The organism is Caldisericum sp. (genome assembly GCF_049967455.1).
GTDB classification, from domain to species: Bacteria; Caldisericota; Caldisericia; order Caldisericales; family Caldisericaceae; genus Caldisericum; species Caldisericum exile_A.
This window is the reverse complement of record NZ_JBMFSR010000003.1, coordinates 106,979-127,016: the sequence shown is the minus strand read 5'-3', so window position 1 is coordinate 127,016 and position 20,038 is coordinate 106,979. Positions and strand designations below refer to the sequence as shown.

Annotated in this window: 16 protein-coding genes and 1 other RNA gene; 7 read left to right on the top strand and 10 right to left on the bottom strand. The window is 31.5% G+C overall.

Going from position 1 to position 20,038, the window contains the following annotated elements; all coding sequences use genetic code 11:
• Positions 1–288: 288 nt before the first annotated feature.
• From ACP5SP_RS02340 to ACP5SP_RS02330, 3 genes are all read right to left on the bottom strand, one after another.
• Complete coding sequence (locus ACP5SP_RS02340; RefSeq protein WP_428075970.1) at positions 289–1,899, bottom strand: TolB family protein; 1,611 nt, start codon at positions 1,897–1,899, stop codon at positions 289–291.
• 614 nt (positions 1,900–2,513) lie between these two features.
• A complete protein-coding gene (locus ACP5SP_RS02335) occupies positions 2,514–3,275 on the bottom strand; it encodes a type 1 glutamine amidotransferase (protein ID WP_424586738.1) in 762 nt (253 codons plus the stop codon).
• Complete coding sequence (locus ACP5SP_RS02330) at positions 3,276–4,631, bottom strand: MurT ligase domain-containing protein (RefSeq protein ID WP_428075967.1); 1,356 nt, start codon at positions 4,629–4,631, stop codon at positions 3,276–3,278.
• 114 nt (positions 4,632–4,745) lie between these two features.
• Between ACP5SP_RS02330 and ACP5SP_RS02325 the strand changes: the two genes are divergently transcribed.
• Both ACP5SP_RS02325 and ssrA read left to right on the top strand, forming a co-directional pair.
• Positions 4,746–7,280 (top strand): hypothetical protein, encoded by a 2,535-nt coding sequence (locus ACP5SP_RS02325; protein WP_428075965.1) that lies wholly within the window; start codon positions 4,746–4,748, stop codon positions 7,278–7,280.
• Positions 7,281–7,331: 51 nt separating this feature from the next.
• Positions 7,332–7,682, top strand: a transfer-messenger RNA (tmRNA) gene (ssrA, locus tag ACP5SP_RS02320).
• Between the two features lie 14 nt (positions 7,683–7,696).
• Here ssrA and ACP5SP_RS02315 read toward each other — a convergent pair.
• Both ACP5SP_RS02315 and ACP5SP_RS02310 read right to left on the bottom strand, forming a co-directional pair.
• Complete coding sequence (locus tag ACP5SP_RS02315; RefSeq protein WP_416084661.1) at positions 7,697–8,098, bottom strand: hypothetical protein; 402 nt, start codon at positions 8,096–8,098, stop codon at positions 7,697–7,699.
• 19 nt (positions 8,099–8,117) lie between these two features.
• Positions 8,118–8,759 (bottom strand): HAD family hydrolase, encoded by a 642-nt coding sequence (locus tag ACP5SP_RS02310; RefSeq protein WP_416084660.1) that lies wholly within the window; start codon positions 8,757–8,759, stop codon positions 8,118–8,120.
• A 53-nt stretch (positions 8,760–8,812) separates the two neighbouring features.
• On the opposite strand from ACP5SP_RS02310, the gene ACP5SP_RS02305 reads away from it, so the two are divergent.
• Together ACP5SP_RS02305 and ACP5SP_RS02300 are read left to right on the top strand one after the other, a co-directional pair.
• On the top strand, positions 8,813–11,803 hold the full coding sequence (locus ACP5SP_RS02305; protein ID WP_424586735.1) for a S8 family serine peptidase: 2,991 nt from the start codon (positions 8,813–8,815) through the stop codon (positions 11,801–11,803).
• A 9-nt stretch (positions 11,804–11,812) separates the two neighbouring features.
• Positions 11,813–15,001: a stalk domain-containing protein gene (locus ACP5SP_RS02300; RefSeq protein ID WP_428075963.1), complete on the top strand. Its 3,189-nt coding sequence runs from the start codon at positions 11,813–11,815 to the stop codon at positions 14,999–15,001.
• Between the two features lie 6 nt (positions 15,002–15,007).
• Here ACP5SP_RS02300 and ACP5SP_RS02295 read toward each other — a convergent pair whose 3' ends face one another.
• From ACP5SP_RS02295 to ACP5SP_RS02285, 3 genes are read right to left on the bottom strand one after another with little or no spacing between them, the layout of a single operon-like run.
• Positions 15,008–15,406, bottom strand: coding sequence for a ribonuclease HI family protein (locus tag ACP5SP_RS02295; RefSeq protein ID WP_416084657.1), 399 nt, complete (start codon positions 15,404–15,406; stop codon positions 15,008–15,010).
• Positions 15,399–15,947 carry a macro domain-containing protein gene (locus ACP5SP_RS02290; RefSeq protein ID WP_424586733.1) on the bottom strand — a complete coding sequence of 183 codons (549 nt, stop codon included), beginning with the start codon at positions 15,945–15,947 and terminating at the stop codon, positions 15,399–15,401. The genes ACP5SP_RS02295 and ACP5SP_RS02290 overlap by 8 nt, the downstream gene beginning before the upstream one ends.
• Entirely contained in the window at positions 15,944–16,450 is a 507-nt protein-coding gene (locus ACP5SP_RS02285; protein WP_424586732.1) for a type 1 glutamine amidotransferase domain-containing protein, read from the bottom strand. The genes ACP5SP_RS02290 and ACP5SP_RS02285 overlap by 4 nt, the downstream gene beginning before the upstream one ends.
• Positions 16,451–16,532: 82 nt before the next feature.
• Here ACP5SP_RS02285 and uppP point away from each other — a divergent pair, with 82 nt between their 5' ends.
• The gene (gene uppP / locus ACP5SP_RS02280; RefSeq protein WP_424586731.1) at positions 16,533–17,339 is read left to right on the top strand and encodes an undecaprenyl-diphosphatase UppP; all 807 of its coding nucleotides are present in this window, start codon (positions 16,533–16,535) and stop codon (positions 17,337–17,339) included.
• A gap of 10 nt (positions 17,340–17,349) precedes the next feature.
• Positions 17,350–17,769, top strand: a complete 420-nt coding sequence (locus ACP5SP_RS02275) for a universal stress protein (protein ID WP_416084653.1) — start codon at positions 17,350–17,352, stop codon at positions 17,767–17,769.
• On the opposite strand, the gene ACP5SP_RS02270 is transcribed toward ACP5SP_RS02275, so the two are convergent.
• Positions 17,761–18,219, bottom strand: a complete 459-nt coding sequence (locus tag ACP5SP_RS02270; protein ID WP_416084652.1) for a RidA family protein — start codon at positions 18,217–18,219, stop codon at positions 17,761–17,763. The two genes, ACP5SP_RS02275 and ACP5SP_RS02270, sit on opposite strands and share 9 nt — an antisense overlap.
• Before the next feature lie 18 nt (positions 18,220–18,237).
• Entirely contained in the window at positions 18,238–19,122 is an 885-nt protein-coding gene (gene era / locus ACP5SP_RS02265) for a GTPase Era (protein ID WP_416084651.1), read from the bottom strand.
• Between the two features lie 108 nt (positions 19,123–19,230).
• Here era and ACP5SP_RS02260 point away from each other — a divergent pair, with 108 nt between their 5' ends.
• Positions 19,231–20,031, top strand: a complete 801-nt coding sequence (locus ACP5SP_RS02260; protein WP_424596522.1) for a universal stress protein — start codon at positions 19,231–19,233, stop codon at positions 20,029–20,031.
• Positions 20,032–20,038: the final 7 nt, after the last annotated feature.

Below are 20,038 nucleotides of genomic sequence, written 5' to 3'. Positions count from 1 at the left end.
TCTTCCTTTTTCTTGTTTGGTGTAAAAGTCTAAAATTCCTAATCCTTTTATTTCTTCACCACTATCTTTAATGTAGAAATTTTATGGTTCCATATTTAAGGTCCATTTTGTTGTAAATAAAAACTGTGCCAATCTTTCTTAACTCAGAGGGTTATAATCTCGAAGCTGAAAAGTTTGATCCTTTTGTTATTTGCCTGAAAATTTATAAATCAAAGAACTTACTAACTCTGAACCATGCATTAAGGAATGTTGTAAATTGTAACTTAAATAACTTTTTCAAACACTCTGTTATGGGTAGAAACTTGCAAAAAAGATTTCGCCCTTTATTATTTTATTCAGGTCTGTGAACTTATGATTTTGAGTGTTAAACAGATAATATTGGAGCAAACCCTCTTTTGTGCTTGCAGCAATCAAAATATCCTTGCCGTTAGTAGAAATTTGGCACCTATCTCCCAAAATATTATCTAAAAAATTTTCTTTTATCTTGAGTTTTGTATCAGTTGACAGATCCAGGAGATAGAGAGAGTTATTCTTTGAGTCCTGATATATTAGATAGTCATTCAAAATACTGAAAGTGTTGCTTCCAAAATTACCTTCAAGGATTTCTTTTTTGTCTCCATTTGTGCTTGCAAGCAAAACATTTTCACCGCTTCTAACAATAATATATTTTCCATTTGAAGCCAAATAAGCAAAGGTATAATCGGTCTCACTATCTCCTAAAAGCTTTGTTTTAGCGCTATTATCCATGTCATAAGTCCAAAGGGACCATTTTCTTAAATCAGGATCTTCTATTTGGTATATTATCTTATTGCTATTAGGAATAAGGACAAAACCAAAAGGCATTGGGTATAAAATACCTTCTGTTTTATCAGTAAGCTTCTGCTTATTACTTCCGTCAATATTCATAATCCAAAGGGAATACTCTTGAGAGCCAATAGGAGCAAATGTAAAAATAATTTTGTCATTTTGGGGAGAAAGTTTCACCTCATAGCAATCCCCTTGTAAGTCTTTAGTTAAGTTATTTTGGATTTTACCATCAATTGAAACTTTCAAAATAGAGCGTTTACCTGTAGTAGGGTTTGGGTACAAAAGAATTATTTCAGAATCGTTGTTAATAAATGAAACAAAATACCCGTAAGGAAGAGTTGCCCTAAAATTCCCGTCTATGCTTGTAAAATAACTTAGTTCTTTTCCATTATTGGCGAAGCTAAAAAAGAGTTTCGTTCCATCTTCCGAAAAAGCAGTTAGTTCAATAAAAGGTCTTCCATCTGCTGCATCAACTGCAAGCAATGGAATAGGCACATCACCTGTAAGATTCACTCGCTTGCTTCCGTCAACTCTTGTGGAAAAATAGCAATTTTTCTTGAGTACAGGATCAAATGCTGTGAAGATAATCCACTTAGAATCTTTTGAAATAATGAATTCCCCAAATTGTGTTCCACTTCCACCTGTGGATGGCTCTAAACCTTCTGCGACATTTACTTTACTGCTATTTTTAAGATCAACAACCCATATTCCAAAAGGCTCTTTACTTTCAAAAATAAGTTTATCACCTTTAATCATAGGGCTAAAAAAGGTATTACCGATTCCTTTTGTAAGCTCAGTTAATTCATGTGTTTTTGTATTAAGATTCCAGATTGAAGTGATTGGCGAGTTATCAGATGATTGTGAAGTATAAATAAAATTGTCTGCATAAAAACCAATTCCCTTTATTAAATCATTTTTACTTACATCAGAGAGTTTTGTAACCCTTCCTTTTTCGTCTATTTTTAAAAAGCTTCCATTTGCTTTCACTAAGATAGGAGTAGAAGTTATTTTAGTAGAGAGACTCCATACTGCAACAACTGCGGAAGCAATTAAAACTAAAATTACAAAAAAGATTATAATTTTATTTTTCATTTGCAACCTCCTAACATATTATAGGAATTCTCTTAAAACAACAAAACTGTGATAGGGCAGTTATGATTGTAGAGACAAGATAATTTTAAATAACTTCTTATTCAGAGTGCAGGAAGAGTATGATGTAGATAAGATAAGGATATCGAAGCAAGAGTTGGCAATTAAGATATATACTTATTTTGATCACGCACATCATTATCGGAAGTTATCCTTTGCGCAATAAAAGTAGCAAAAGACTCCTTAACATTTTTAGATAATGATTAAATTCAACCAGTTCTTCATTTATGTCTTAGAGAACTCAATAAGGCAAAAGAGTTTTAGTAAATGATTTGAGTTCTTAAAAAAAAGCTGTTTAAAAGTAGTGCAAATTACAGAAGAACGACTTTTTGAGAGAGAATCTTGATGCTTGATGAAATTCTCAAAAAAGATAAGCTTTTATTTAGTGATAAAAAATCGCTTAATTTAGGCAGAAAAAATTTTAGGAGTTATTAAAAAGTTTAAAAAAGAAAGTTTTAATTACAAAAAGACGGCAATTACTGAGGATTGAGGTATGGAATGATGCTTCACGGGTAAATTATTTGCCCAGAATTTTTATAACCTATCAAGCAATTATCTTATAGATTTTTTATTTTTTTAAAAAAGAATCTTTTGTTATATAAAGCTAATACTTTTCTATGTGCTAACATCTCAATTCTATCGTCAAGTTTGGCAAATTCATCGAAGGTTATGCCGTATTTTCTCTTTAGGGCGTTAAATATAAGATAATCAGCAATGTGTGGATTTTTAGGTAAAATAGGTCCATGCATATACGTTCCGATAAGATTCTTGTATACTATTCCTTCCTTCTTATCTTTTCCGTTATTACCAAAACCCGTTAAAATTTTTCCAAATGTATTGTAATTATGATAAGTTCTGCCTCCGTGATTTTCAAAACCAACTACAGTTTTTGGAAATAAACCCAAATTGTTTTCGATAATTAAGTTTCCCACCAATCTTCCTTTTTCTTGTTTGGTGTAAAAGTCTAAAATTCCTAATCCTTTTATTTCTTCACCACTATCTTTAATGTAGAGATTACCTAAAAGTTGGTATCCTCCACATATAGCAAGTACTGGTACATTACTTTCTATAAGTTCTTTCAATATGTTTTTGATGCCAAGTAGAAATTTAAAAAGTATTTTTTCTTCATAGTCCGATGCTCCACCTAAAAGAACTATGTCTACTTCTTTTAACAAATAAGGGGTATCTTCTATATGGTAGTCTATAATATCTGCTTTAATGTTTCTCCATTCTGCTCTTTTTTTCAAAACAATAATATTTCCTTTATCACCGTATAGATTGAGGAGCTCTGGAAAAAGATTAACTATTTTTATGTGCATTTATTTTCTCCTTTGTATGGTTTCTAAAATAATTTTACGTGTTTCAAAAAGCGCAGTGTAAGTTGGCAAAAAGTAAATTTTTTCAACATTGTGAGCTAAAATATTTTTAATATCTCTTCTCAAATCGATTAAATAACAATTTTCTAAACGAAATGATGTGTATTTTAATCTTAGTAATATCTCTTCTTTTCTTTTTCCACCACAATATACTTTTGTAAGATTTTTTAATGAGCTAATTATGTCAAAATCAGCGTCCCAAATCCAGGATACATCTCTTCCGTCGGCGTAGTTATCATTTAAGATTAGTACAATTACTTTATTAGAGTTATCGTTAGAAATTGTGTATAGGGTTTCGCTTAAGCTTACAGGATTCTTAACAAGATTTATTATTATAGTTTTATCACTTAACTTTATTTCTTCAAATCTTCCTAATTTTGGAGAAAAATTTTCCAAGATCTCGTGTATCTCTGCTTGATTTATTCCTAAAACTGATGTTGTTGAAATAGCTGCACATACATTGTAAAGTTGATACGCCCCAAAATCTTTTATCTTAAAATTGGTCAGAGTATTAGAGTTCTTATCGACAAAAACAAAAGTATATGAATTTCCAATGTGTTTTATATTTCTTATCAAAAATTGCGGTTCTGCATTTCTAAATCCACAATTAGGGCAAAAGAATTTTCCAAGATGACCAACCGTATAATACTCATAGGAAAGTTTTGTGCCACATAATGGACAAAATTGTGTATCAAGTGTTAAATTGCGATTCTCTATACTATTTTGGTATTCTAAACCAAAGAAAGCTTTTTTATTGTCATTATATAAATTTAAATTTGGGTCATCTCCATTTAACAATGCAAAAGAATTTGCTATGCTTTCAAATATTGTATTTCTGATTAAATCAACTTCGCCATATCTATCAAGTTGGTCTCTAAAAATATTTGTAACAACAACAAAGTCTGGCTTTAATTCATTTGATATTTTTTTAATCGATCCTTCATCTACTTCGAAAATGCAATAGTCGTAGTAATTTCTTAGCTTACTTATAAAAGTACTAACTATTCCGCTTATCATATTTGCACCGGATTCATTACATAAGGTTACCCCTTTTTTTTCACAAATCAAATTTATAAGATGCGTTGTTGTGGATTTTCCATTTGTTCCTGTAATTAAAATTTTACTTTTGCATCTTTTATTTAGTTCCCTCAAAATTTCTGGATAAATAGCATATGCAATTTTGCCTGGAAGAGAAGTTGCACTAAAGCCAAGTGCCTTAAGAAAATATTTCGTTAGGATCCCAATCGATACTGCAAGATAGAAGCGAATAATATTTATTTTCATTAGATCATCACGCATGCCATATTATAGTGTGAATATTTGATTAAAGTCAAGCAGTTAAATTTCTTCTTGTTAAGGCTAAGCACAGCTTTTTGTGGAATTAAAATTTTGTGATAAAATCATGCTTGAAATATGAAAAAGTTAATTTATATATTTATACTTGTTTTTGTGTTTTTTTTATTTATTCCTTTAAATACCAATGCAAATGTTGAGAATGTGAATTCTCACTTTCTTTATTCTGGTATTTCTATTGCAAACATAGATCTTTCCTCTTTTATAGCAAAATATCCCAATATTCCTGTAAGTGCAGTTTTTGTTGAAAAACCAGAAAGTCTTATTGATGTAGAAAATATTGCCTATAAACATAATGCAAGGGTTTTTGTTAAATTGGATCTCTTCCTTTATTTACTTGAAAATAGTAGGCCCTCAAATCTTTCGGATTTGAAAAAATTCTATGAAACTTCTGAACCATTTGATCTGGTTGAAAAGCAAAAGATACTTTCTGCAATTTCATCCCTTTACGAAGTTAAGGGTATTCCATTGACTGAAGTTAAAAAAAGTGAACCAGACATTGTTGTCACATATAGGTACGAATCTTCGAAAAGTGGATATATTGCAATACCGATCAGAACTCCGAAAGTAAAAAACACTTTAACAACTTATTTCTTTCTTGATCCATTGAAATTTCCCTTTAAAGATACTACTCAATATTATCGGTTCATAAAAAGTGAAGTCATAAATCAATCTGCTATTTTAAGTAAAATTGCACGAAGCAAGTATCAAAATTCGTATCTCGATTTTGATGGGTTTTATATTCAACTACCTGACTTAGTAGATTTTAATTACGAAAGCATTGTTAAAAAAACTATCCAACACCTTAAGCGCGATATCGGACAAAAATTAATTGTATTTACAAATATTACGGAAAATAATGTCAATTCAGTTAAAGATCTAGGAGATGTATTTGTTGTTAATGTTTTTGGAGATAGTTTTAGTAAGTTAGAGAGTCTTCGTAGGATATTGTCAAGTAAAACAATTATCGCAAACTACAATGGTAATTTAAATGGAAGCGAAATTGAAAATTTTCTAAAGGAATGTTCTTTACTTGGAATCGTTCCGCAATTTGGCAGAGATCTAAAAACAAACGAATTTTTCTATTATGAGCAAAGTTTTTCAGACTTTACAAAAGAGATATTGAATGCATCTGATATAATTAAAAGAGTTTTGCCTTTGACATTTTCTAATTTTAGACAATATAGAGATTATAGCGTTTCTGAATTCAGCGGCGAAAACGTTCTTTCTTATATTTATGCTGGAAGGGGAAAGATAAATCAGCATCTTACAATTAAAAGCGAGGATAATATATACATTAATGGCAATGTAAAAGGTTGGGAAATTCAAAAGGTAAATACGGGGATTTATTTGAACTTTGATTTAGATGGAACTGCAATAGTTGAAGTCTTTAAGAAAGATTTTTTTCCAATAGCTGTCACTAATAAGCCTGCATCAGATAGATATTTGTCCATAATACTTACAAATGGAACGAACAAAAATATTTCTAAATATATAAATTTTGATGTTTCGGGAGTTAAACGTGAAATAAATTTAGATTTTCAGCCGTTTGAAATGAAAGAATTTACCCTCGGAGAAAATGAAAAAATTGTATTTGAAAACTTTTCTTTTGAAAATCCAAAAATCTTTAACTACATCAAAATTCAATTAATACCTATTATATTTTTATTTGTATTGTCAATAGTTTTCTTTAAGAAGAAATTTTATGTAAAGCGGATTTTTGAGAATAAAGTATTGTTTGTTTTGTTATCTATCTTTATTACAGCACTAATAAGTCTTATAAATTTATTATTCCTAGGCTATGATTTAACGGCTATTCTTTATATTGCTGTTTCTGCAATATTTTTTATTTATGCGCTTAGTAGGGGAGATTCAAGAATTTTTGCATTTTCTCTGTTGTTTATAGCATTGTTTTGGATCTATAATATTATTGAATTTGGATCCATAATTCCAGAGCCTCCAACTTTGCTGCTTCCTTATCCTTCTTTCCAAATATCTCTATTTTATTTTCCAATCGTGTTTCCTATGGTTATATTACTAACATTTAAACGAAGAATTTCAAGGTCTGAAATTATTGGCGTTATTCTTGTCCTGTTGACTTTGATTTCTTTTAAATGGCTTCCATTTTTTTTACCGGAAAGAACAGAACTTTTCACTTATATTCCTTTCGTTATAATTTTCCTTGTGAGTTTTATTTTAATATTAGTTGATATTCAAGTAAAAAATAAATTATTTTCAACTTTTTGTTTTGCCCTTTCCGTATTCATCATTATCGGAACTATTTTTATAAACAGATTTATAGTTTTACACATTACAGAGCTTAGCATTTTCACCTATCCTTTGTCTTATTTGTTTATAGTCCTTCTTTCATTAATATTTGCAATCCTTTTAGAAAAGGAGAAGAGCCGTTCAAACCAAAATTTTGATATAAGCATTTTTGTCTTAGTTCTTACGGCTTTGTTTTTTGCAAGTTCATTCCTCGTAGCTTGGGGAATGCTTGGGCTGGGAATATCTATTTTTGCTGGTATGATATCTTATCTTTTTCAAATTATTCCCGTAATTTTATTTTTATTCCTTATATTCGAAGCATCCTAATGCAGTAGACAAAAAAATAAATTTATGATATAATATATTGGTGTTTTTTGAGGGGGCGCTGGGGCTCGACGGATAGGTAAGGTATACTGGAGCAGGCGGAGGATAGCGGTTGGCCTCCTAAAAAAACCGCTAAAAAATAAACGCCGATTATAGTTATGCATTAGCAGCATAAGATAATGCTGCCGTCTTGCAAAGTTTTTGCTCATGGAACTTGCAAGATGTCGGGACATGAGCCTCTTGGGTTGGGTAGTCCGAGCCTAGCTCAAGAGTAGAAAGTCGGACTATGCGCTTTGTTTCCTGCCATTTGGAGACAAGGTGTGAATAACAAAAAATGGCTAAGCCTGTAGTAGCCAGTGTAGATTACCTACCCGGACGCGGGTTCGACTCCCGCCGCCTCCACCAATTTATAATTATTTTCAAATCATTTTTTCTATTTTTCGTTTTTCTTCGATTGCTTTTTTCTCTTCTTCCAAGGATGGCGCAAGACCAACAAAGTCGATAACTGGAATTACAAACATAATACCAGTTCCTGGTTCTTTAAAATCATTTAGTTCTTCTTTAACTACTCTTTGTGCTTCTCTAAGTGTTTTTTCCTCTTTTATTACTGTGAAAATAGTTTTATTTTCTGGATATCTTCCACTTCCAACATTAAAAATTTCAAGCAATGTCGAAAATGTTGATACCTCAGGTTCAAGTGTTCTTCCCATACCAATCGAATCAATTATTGTTGCACCTCTTACATCAACTTCAATGAATCTCTCAAGAATTTTATTAATCTTTTCAGTTTTGTTTAAAACAATTACAAGAAGATATGCCATTTCTTTCCTCCTTCCATTTTTATGTTTTCTCTAATAACAATTCAAGCTCATTATAATCTTTAAATAAAATACATTGATGTGTCATATTAATTGGTTTTGAGGGAATTATATAGCATCTTATGTTTGCATTCTTTGCTGTTTGAATATCCTGCTCTGCATCACCAATTATTACTGCTTCGTTTCTCTCAACACCTGTTTCGTTTAGAATGAAATCTACAGTTCTTGGATCTGGTTTTGCAAATGGCAAGTTATCAAATCCATATATTTTTTCAAATTTTTCTTTAATTTTGAACTTTTCAAGGACTTTTAACATTGGAACAAAATTTTTATTGGAAAGAATAACTTTCCTTCTTTTGTCTTTATCTAAGAATTCCAAAACATTATCGATAGGCTTCGAATTTTCTCCCGAATGTTCCTCATAATACTGTAATATAATCTCGTAAGCCTTTTGAATAGTATTGATGTCGTTGGTAGAAAAAGCTCTTTTTATTGTGTTTAGAAGTCCATCGCCTGTGTAACTCCAAACGATGAATGGATCTAACTCTTCTTTTCCGAATTGCTTTAATCCAAAATTAACTGCATTTGCTATATCAAGTGACGTATCAAACAAGGTGCCATCGAAATCAAAAATGAGAAGTTTAATTTTACTTAAATTTTTCATTTCAAGGTATTATAATTTATTTTGTAAATTATTCAAAAAATGTATAATAAAATATGAAGAAAATTAGTATTTCAGTGAAAAGATTCTTTAATATTTTTGTATTGATTGCATTTTTGCTTTCATTTTTATCACCCACAAAGGCTATAGTCATCCCAAAGAAATCCGTTGTATTTAATGAGAATAAAACTTACAAAGCAATTGTAGTTTTAAGCGAACCTCCCGTTCTTGACTATAAAGATAGTTTTTCTTACAGGTTCCTTTCTGTTTTTGGTGTTAACAGTTTGGAAAACTACAGCAATTCCCTTAAGACAAAGCATATAAGTTATAAAAAGGCATTAGAAGATTTAGGATTGAAGGTTTCTTACGACTATTCTTATGTCCTAAATGGTGTAAGTATAGAAGGAAGTGGAAAAGCACTTAACAAGATTCTTGATTTAGACTTTGTTAAAAATATTTATGAAGAAAGACAGTATAAATTAGAAAGAGATATCACAAGCAAAGTTATAAAATCTGATTTGGTGAATCTTTTGAAAGACCAATCAGGGAATTTAATTACAGGTAATAATATTAAAATTGGTATCATTGATACTGGCGTAGATTATACTCATAAAGAATTGGGTGGTGGAAAATTTCCCAATTTAAAGGTTATTGGTGGTTATGACTTTGCTGATAATGATCCTGATCCTATGGATTACGATGGGCATGGAACACATGTTGCAGGAATTGCTGCGGGTTCAGAAAAAGGAATAGCAAAGAATGCGAAGATCTATGCCTATAAAGTCTTTTCCAAGAATAGTACAACAACCACAAGTTCTCTTATAATAAAAGCTCTAGACCAGGCAGTGAAAGATAAGTGTGACGTCGTTAATATTTCAATTGGCCTAACAAATGGTGGAGCAACCTCCGATGATCCGGAATCTCAAGCGGTAAGAAGGGCTGTAAATTCAGGGGTTGTAGTAGTTGCTGCAGCTGGTAATAATGGTGTTTCAAGCGAATTTTTTGAGTATCCAATTAGCTCTCCTGCTTCAGTTGACCTTGCAATTGGAGTTGGGGCTTCTTCTGATGGTATTACTGGGATTATCAATTCATATGGTAGAAAGATCATTGCCCAGTATCCTAATGAATCACCGGATTTTATAGAAGGCGATTATCAGATCGTTTATTGCGGTTTAGGTAGAAAAGAAGATTTTGCCAATATAGATGTTAAGGGGAGAATTGCCTTAATTGAAAGAGGGCAGATTTATTTCGGTGATAAAGACCTTAATGCAAAGGACGCAGGAGCAGTTGGAGTTATTGTTTATAATAATGTAAGTGGAATGCCAAAGATTACTTTGGTCTCTCAAAGCAATCCTTCGAGAAATGATTTTATACCGTTCCTTTTTGTCTCTTTTACTGACGGTCAATTTCTCAAAGAGCATATAGACGAAAGAATTAGTATAAATAATGTGTATGGACTCGGCTTAATTGCGGAATTTTCTTCTCAGGGTCCTACAAGCGATTTTTACTTAAAACCTGACTTAGTGGCTCCTGGTGTTAATATCAGCTCTACATACTTAAATAATTCTTATGCTGAAATGAGTGGCACATCAATGGCTTCTCCGGTTGTTGCAGGATCAGTTGCTTTGATAAAACAAGCAAAACCCAATTTACAGAGCCAGGAAATTAAGTATCTTCTTATGAATACGGCAGATATTTTGTATAATCCATCTTCATCTAAACCATTCTCACCAACACTTCAAGGATCCGGTAGAGTAAATGTTTATAATGCTGTTAATGCGAATGCAGTTGTTTATCCGTCTTCCTTAATCTTTGGTAACGGAATCCGGTCAAAGGTCTTTTCTCTAACAATCAAGAACTTTGGAAATACTACAAAAACATTTTCAACAAGTATAATCAATGCATCGAATGATTCTATTTCCATTAATTTACCTTCAAGCATAACGGTGAGTGGCAACTCAAGTGTCACTTTTAACGTTACTTTAAGCGCATCTTCTGATGTAATAGATTCTTATGGCTTCATATTTTTTGACAGCGGATTTGAAAAATTACATATCCCTTATGTTTATTTAAAAGACAATAAACCTAGAGATCCTATTTACAATGTTAACATTAGTAGCAATAATTTGTCACCTCAAACATCTTCTAAAATTTCATTTTCGGTTGGAGTAGGAAGTGTTGGCTCTTCAGAATCATATAAGTTCAGAGAAAGCGTTGCAGAAGAAGTTAAAATTTCCATTTTGGATTCAAAAGGTAACATTATTAAAGATATTTTAGATATTGCTCCTATTTATGTTGGTGATTACTCGGTTACATTTGGTCCTTTTGATCCTGTGAGTAGTTCTTACATTTTAGAAAATGGTATTTACTATTATAAGATATCATATATAGAAGCAAACGATGATGAGAATTCAAAACAAGCACTTCCTACTTTGGAAAAGTTTGTCAAAAGTGGATATTTTTGGGTAAGTGGTTTTGGAAGTCTTGGAAAAATTTCTTTGGATTTGCCAAATGGTATTGCGCCATTAATGAATATTGGAGATGTATTGCCTATTAATTTAGACATTAGTGGTGTTAAACCATTTAAGTCTTTGAGTTTTGAAATTCATTTTGATACCACAAAACTTTCTTTGATTAACTTAATCCCAGTAAATGAATTAATTCTTGTTTCTTCGAATCAACAAAAAAATGCGGTGAACATACAGATAACAAGTGAAAACTATATCAGTGATACAACCCTAAAACTTACATTTAAGGCTTTGGAAAATGGTGAGGGATTTATAAACGTTTATCGTCCTACAAGTGACTCTCTTGAAAGTTATTATACTAAAGGTATTAACTTTAAAATCTCTGAATATTCAAAATTTGCTGACTTAAATGGAGATAAAAAAGTTGATTCCCAAGACTTAGCAATCTTTAAGTCTACTTTTGGTTTAACTAAAGATAACGCAAAATTTAATCCTCGGTGTGATTTAAATTTTGATGGAATAATTGATGAGAAAGATTTTTACATATTTGCTAAGCATTTTGGAGAATTGTATCCCTGAGGAGGTATAATGAGAAAGGTATTACTCGTCTTTTTGATTCTATTTATTACAGCGCCTTTTATTAGACCGAGCTTTATAAATGCCTCCACAATTTCTTCAATTAATCCAATTTTGAATATTGGAGTTCCGCAGTACGATTTTATAGGTAGTGCAGCGCTTGCGGAAGTTAATTTTTTTGAAGATGATTTTGATACAAGATACATTTTTCCTATGCAAGGAATTACTGTGACAGATGACGGATATATAGCGGTTATTGATAATTCCTATGGCCGTGTTCATGTTTTAACTCCATTATTGGAGGAAAAATTTTCTTTTGGTTCATTAAGGAATTTTACTTATCCTACAGATATAGCATATTTTAATGGTAATTTCTACATTGTAGATCCTTTTAGAAAAGAAGTTAAAATTTACGATAAAAATGGCCTTTTTATAAGAACTTTGACAAATTCAAATTTTACTTCACCAATAGGAATTGCGGTTACCACAACAAATATTTTTGTTTCGGATTATTTTTCGAATAAAATTTATAAAACTGATTTTAATGGGAAGATAATATCTTCTATAGATATATTAACTCCTTTAGGTTTAACTTCGGATGCCAAAGGATATATCTATGCGGTTTCTGGTAAAGAAAGCAAAATTTATACTTTTGATTCCACGTTAAGGTTATTGAAAACTTTTGGTGACGGGATCCTTGTATTTCCATCAGATGTTTCGGTTGACTCTAAAGGAAATATCTATGTAGTTGATAGGGGACTAAATAACAATTCAACCAATACTCCAAAGGTTGCAATATTTAATTCTAATTATCAGTTGGTTAATACTTTTGGGAATTTTTCTAACAGCACCACTTCTATACCTGATGGCTCATTTTTAACTCCTTCTGGAATTGCTGTGAGTTTGACAAATAGTGTTTATGTTTTTGACTCAGGTTATTATTTTTTTCTCCAATCAAACCCTAACGCTCCTTTCGGATATCCGACAGTTACAAGACTTTCAGTTTTTAATACTCTTGGATATTTTATAAATAAAAAAGATTTTATTAGAGACTCAGCGAAAGGTATTCTTTTAAATCCATTAAGTGCATCTCTTGATGAAAATGGAAATACGTGGATTTTAAACAAAGGAAATCTTGATCAAAGTGAAATATTAAAATTTGGCTCTGATGGTAGTCTTGTTTTTCGAATAAATAAAATTGGAACTCAGAGTCTACCTTCTTTAATATCAGTCTATGCAGATAAAAGAGGAAATGCAATAGCTATAGGCAACAACCAAATTCTTCTTTTTGATTCAAAGGGTGCATTTAAACAAAACATTATTAACTCAAATTTTGGTTTACTCAAAAAAATAACGTTCTATAATGGATATTACTGGGCTACTTCTCAAGATAAAAACACAGTTTTTAAATTCGACGATAATTTTAAAATTATAGGAAGTTTTAAAGTTTGTAAATATCCATCCGGAATAGCTTTCGATTCTAAAGGAAGAGTATTTATTACATCTTTAGAAGATAATATGGTTCACGTCTATGATTTGAAGTTTAGCGAAATTGCTTCTTTTGGAGGGCCTGGCAAATCTAATTTTAAGTTATATATTCCTGAAGATGTTGCAGTTGATGATGAGGGAAATATTTATGTAGCTAATACAGAAAATGGCAGAATCACTGTATTTACAAATACTTTTGCACCTTTATTTGAGACCGACTCTCAGTATTTGGGTATAAGTTCGGTTGAGACAGAAAATTCGCATATAATTGCAAGTGATGCATTTCATAATGTAGTTTGGGTATTTGAGATTAAGAAACAGTATTTAGATTATTCTTTTTCAGTGGCTGTATCGCCTGATGTTGCTAATATTTCCATAAATGATTTCGTTAATATATATTTCACTGTTTCGAATACAGGTTTAAAATCTGACAATTATTCTTTTAGTGTGAGTTTAACAAATTCAAATGCTTTTAGGTTTTCAATTTTTGAGCAAAGCAATACCTTTTCCCTTGCCCCGAATTATACCAAACGCATACGGCTAAAAATTGAAAGCAAGGATATAGCAAAGATAGGTGACTCAACTCAAGTAATTATTAAGGTAAATTCTACAAATTCTGGTCTTATAATTTCTTCTAATTCGATTGTAAGAGTTGTTTCAAATTTGACACCAGGTATTTTGTTAGATGAGGGAAACTGTAGTTTAGGCGAAAATGTTTCAGTTCCTATTTATGTAAAAAATCCTCATGGCATTAGAGGAATATCTTTTGATCTTGTTTTTGACAAGAATAAGGCGGGATTCATAAGTTTAAACCTCGAACCCTCATTTTTAAACTCAGTCGTATTAACAAATCCAACGGATACAGGATTAACATTTCTTATTGAGTTTCCAAAAGATAACTATATTTTTAATACTGCTAAAATAGGCTCATTGGTCTTCAAGAGTGTCTCTATTGGGAGTACAATTTTACAAATACAAAATGCAAAATATGCAACTGTTACAGATGAAATTGTTGAGTTTGATAACGTATATCCAGGAGGTATAACGATTAATCCTTACTTAATAGTTAACATTCCGGATGGGTTTATAACTACTTCTCAAACTATAACAATTTCTGGCAAAACTACACCAGGATGTGAAGTCAAAATAAATGGCTTAACAATACCAGTTGATACTACAGGAAATTTTTCATATAAACTAACCCTTTCGAGCTATTTGAGCTCAATTTTTATTACTTCTAAAGCCAAAACTGGCGAGGAGACGACTATTTCAAGAACAATTCAGTTTAAGGGTAAACTAATAATATCTATTATCTTACAGATAAATAATCCCATTATGTATGTCAACGGTTTTCCAGAAGAAATCGACCCTGGAAGAGGAACAGCGCCCGTTATAATTCAAGGTTGGAATAGAACTGTTGTTCCTATTAGAGCAATTGTTGAGAAATTAGGTGGCTTTGTTACCTGGGATGCCATGAATCGGGTTGTATCAATCCAAATAGATAAAAAAACAATAGAGCTCCAAATTGGCAATAGTATTGCTAAAGTTAATGGAAAAGAAGTTGCAATCGATCCTACAAATCCATATATAAAACCTTTAATTATAAATGATCGAACAATGATTCCTGTTAGGTTTGTTGCTGAACAAATTGGATGTAGTATTACTTGGAATGATAGAGAAAGAAAGATAACAATTGAATATCTGATGCCTTAAATTGTTTTATTTAGGCCCTAAAATCAATGTGCACATATAATCTGCTATTTTTGTGTATTTTGATTCTCTAGATATATGTTCAAAGATCAAATTTTCAAAATCATTAATTAAATTTTTGATTTTTTCGTAAAGTGGTAGTAAATCTTTTGATTTTATTTTGTATTTACCATTTATTTGTGATATTGCAAGTAGAGAATCAGAATACAACTTAACAGACTTAGATTCTCTCTTCTTTGCCTCCTCTAAGCTTTTAATTATTGCTAAATATTCTGCAAAATTATTTGTTGCAATCCCTATGTATTCACTTGACACATATATTATTTTATTATTTTTTACAAAAATAAATGAAATTGCTGCTTCACCTGGATTTCCTCTACTTGCTCCGTCCGTATAAATTTCAAGCATTTATAAGTGCCTCTTTGAATAGATTAGGAATCTCTTCATCTATTCCTATTAGATGGATTTCATCGAATATATTAGCATTTTCATTTAAGAAATTTATTAATTCATCTACAATAATTTTGGTCCCCTCTTCCTTTGGAAATCCAAAGATGCCACAGCTAACTGCAGGAATGGAGATTGATCTAATGTTGTTGTTTTTTGCTATCTCAAGAACACTTCTAATTGCACTTTTGAGCTTTTCTTTCTCATTACCTTCTCCCCACTGTGGTCCAACGGTATGAATTACATATTTAGACTTTAATCTGTAACCTTTTGTAATGACTGCCTTTCCTACTTGTACTGGTCCATTTTTTCTAACAAGCTCATCGCTTTCATCTTGTATTTCTCTCCCTCCTTTTCTAACTATAGCAAGGGCGACACCTCCACCATGTCTTAGATAAGAGTTGGCGGCATTAACTATGGCTTCTACTTTTTCCTCGGTAATATCACCCTGTAGGACTTTTATTTTGGTCCCTTTAAATGTTGTTTTATAGATCTCTTTCATCTTTTAAGGAATTTTATTATTTCTCTCATGAAATCAGGAAGATCGCCTGGGAATCTCGATGTTATTAGGTTATTATCAACAACAACGCTTTGATCAACATATTTAGCACCTGCATTTTTTACATCATCTTTTATGGAATGGAAACAAGTCATCGTTACGCCATTTACAATTTTTGCAGAAATAAGTACCCATCCTGCATGACAGATTGCACCAACTAACTTATTAGACTCAAACATTTTTCTAACAAATGTGAGGACTTTTTCATTTCTTCTAAGTAAGTCTGGTGCATATCCTCCAGGTATTATAACACCATCAAATTCGTCGAAGTTTATTTCATCAATTGATTTCTCAGCCTTCATCTCTAATCCTACTTTAGAATGATAGGTTTTTAGTTGGGGGCCTACAAGAATTGATTCAAAACCTTCTTCTTTTAATCTATAGTAGGGATAAATTAGCTCAAATTCGTTAAAATTGTCTTCAATAAGAACTGCTATTTTTTTCATAATGTTCACCTCCACTTAATTATACTATAAAGCTTTCTATTTATACAAGTTTGTGATAGAATTACAAAAGTGGAGGTTATAAATGAATGGATTAAAGGAAGCCGTAATTTTAGGTATCATTCAAGGAGCAACTGAATTTTTGCCAATAAGCTCCTCTGGTCATCTTGTTCTGGTGTCTGCATTGTTTAACTTAAAAATTCCAAATCTTTCATTTACATTGGGACTTCATGCAGGAACTTTGCTGTCTCTTATAGTGTATTTTTATCGGGAAGTAATCGGTCTTTTAAAGGGTTTCATTACTATTTTTAAGCAAAAGAAAACTGAGGAAGAAAAATTTTACCAAAGGCTTCTTCTTATGATTATCATAGCTGTAATTCCTGCAGGAATTGCTGGTGTTTTGTTTTCCAAAAGAGTTGATTTGCTGTTTCAAGATCCCAAAAAAGTTTCTTACCTGTTTTTCATCACAGCGGCTTTTCTTGTATTAGCAAGCATCTTATCTAATAAAAATAAGAGAACCTTAAAAGATATTAATCAAATAGATGCAATTATTGTGGGAATTTTTCAAATATTTGCACTTCCTCCGGGTATTTCTAGATCAGGATCTACAATAACAGGTGGAATAATTTCAGGTTTAGATAAAGATAGTGCCTCAAGATTTTCTTTTCTTATTGCAATCCCAGTTATATTAGGAGCAACCCTTTTGGAAGTACGAGGAAATGTTCTTGGTACATTTACTCTACTTGATCTTCTAATAGGCATCTTAGTTTCTTTTATTGTAGGACTAATTTCTTTATGGATATTCTTCCCATTGATAAAAAAGACAAATTTTTATGTTTTTGCTGGGTATTGTATTTTTATTGGTTTGTTTGGATTAATTTTTATAAAATAGGAGGGTAAAGATGATCCAAAAAATTTTATTTCCATTCGATTTTTCTAAGTTTAGCGAGCAGGTAATTCCTTACATAGCAAAGTTGAAAGAATTTGGTGCTAAAGAAGTAATAGTTGTAAATGTTCTTGAATATGAGGAATTTACATGGAGGAGCTCTTCTAAGCTCGAAATTGAAGAATATAGAAAAAGGAATTTTGAAAGGATGAAATACGTGAAAGAAGAGCTTGAAGAAAAAGGCTTCAATGTAACTTTGAGAGTCGAATTCGGAATTCCTTCAAAGGTTATTACATCTTTAGCAGAGGAAGAAAAAGCACAATTGATAACAATAGCCTCTACTGGTGCAGGATTTACCCCTACTTTAATTGGAAGTACAGTTCAAAATGTAATTAGACTTTCGAAAATTCCTGTCTTAGTTATTCCATCAGTCTAATTCAATAATTCCTGCTACTTCAAGACATGCACCCATTGGCAACGAATTTACACCTACTGCAATGCGGGTATGTTTTCCTCTTTCTCCGAAGATACTCACAAGTAAGTTAGAAACTTCATTCATAACTTTTGGTTGATCCTCAAAATCTTCGGTACAATTTACATAACCTTCAATTTTTACTATTTGTTTGATTCTTGAAAAATCTTGAGTTATTTCTCTTATATTGGCAAGAATTGAAAGCACAATTAATTGTGCAGGTTTTTTGGCTTCCTCTAATCTTAGATTCTTACCAAATTTACCCTTTATTACTTCCCCATTTTCAACGGGAATAACACCAGAAAAGAAAAGTAATTTAGAATCAATTACAATAGTTGGCACATAACTTCCAAGAGTCTTTGATGGTTTTGGTAATTCTAAACCTAATGACTTTAAATTGTCTTCAATGCCCATTTTACTACCTCCTTTTATTTATTCAATAATATACCCTAACTTCTTTAATTTTCCTTCGAGTTTTGGCCAATCCTCCTCAACTTTAACTTGTAACTCAAGATAGATTGGTTTTTTCAAGATTTCTTGAAGTTCAAGTCTTGTTGTAGTTCCAATTTTTTTAATCATTGAGCCATTTGCCCCAATAACTATACCCTTTTGAGACTCTTTTGCAACATGTATTACTGCATTTATATAAAGGACGCCATTTTCTCTTTCTTTTACTTCCTCAACTGTCACTGCGGTTTCATAAGGAAGTTCTTGTTTAAGTAACAAATATAACTTTTCCCTAATCAACTCTGCAACCTGAAGATGAAATGGAAGGTCTGTTACTTCTCCTTCTCCAAAGTAGCGAGGTCCTTCAGGGAGATATTCGACAGTTTTTTCAATTAAAGCATCAACATTCTTACCAGTTAGTGCAGATATCTTAAAAACCTCTTTAAAATCATAAAGACCTCTAAAGACTTCCTCAGTTTTCCTTATATCTTCATCTTTATACATATCAATTTTATTAATTACTAAAAATACGGGCACTGTTAAACCTTTAAGATGTTTGAGCAATTCAGGATATTCTTCTCCAATATAGTCTTTAACTTCAACCATTAGGTACACAAGATCAGCCCCTTCAAGACTTTTTATTGCAACATTAACCATATACTTGTTTAAGGCACTTTTTGCCAAATGAAAACCAGGAGTATCTGCAAACACGATTTGAGCATCTTTTAGGTTTTTTACTCCTAAAATTCGAAATCTTGTTGTCTGTGGTTTTGGAGTAACAATTGATATTTTTCTCTGTACAATATAGTTAAGAAGAGTTGATTTACCAACATTGGGTCTCCCTAAAATTGTTACAATTCCACTTTTCACTTTGCACCTCAGTTTATTTTTTGTTTTTAAATTATACAATCTTTTCTCAAACTTGCAAAAAATAGCAAAATTATTAGAATAATACTTAGCAAGGAGGTAAATAAAAAAATGTATAAAAAGGTTTTAATTCTTATTGATAATTCCTCAATTATTGAAGAAGTTGTTCAATATACCTATAATCTTTTTCCTGATTCAACTCTATTTCTTCTAAGTGTTATAAATCTTGGTCCCTTTGCTGGTTACTATACAAAGACAGTTTTTAGAGAAATGAAGTCACTTGCAGAGGAAACTCTTAACAAATTAGAGTTGTTATTGGAAGAAAAGGGTGCAAAGTTTCAAACAGAGGTAATAGAAGGAAATCCTGTGCATGTACTTCTTAATTATGCAAGGAGAAAAAATATTGATCTAATAGTTATAGAAACTCATGCAGGATTAGGGGCAAATAAGATAAAGATAGGAACAACTACTTATAATCTTTTAATTAACTCTAATATACCGGTGCTTCTTTTGGGCGAAAATCTGGAGATAAAGAAATCACCAAAAATTCTACATCCTACATCTGGCAGTAAATATTCAGAGATTGCAACAGTAGAGGTTGGAAAGTTAGCTTCTTTTTGGAATTCTGAAGTTGAAGCATTAATTTTAAGAGAGCCTAAAGAGAAAATTGCAGAAAGGGTCAAAGAACTACTTAATAATTATCATGTAAATTACACTATCACTTATGCAGAAGAAAGCGAAATTAACTCAATTCTAAAAAGAGCAGAATTTTCCGACTTAATAGTTGGTTCGAGAGGTTCTCCAAGACCGTCTTATACTCTTCATAACATTTTTAAGCCATTTTCATTAGATGCAACTCTTAAATTGGTTGTTGCCTTTCTTCCAAAACCATTGCTTTTAATTTGCGATTAAACTGGAG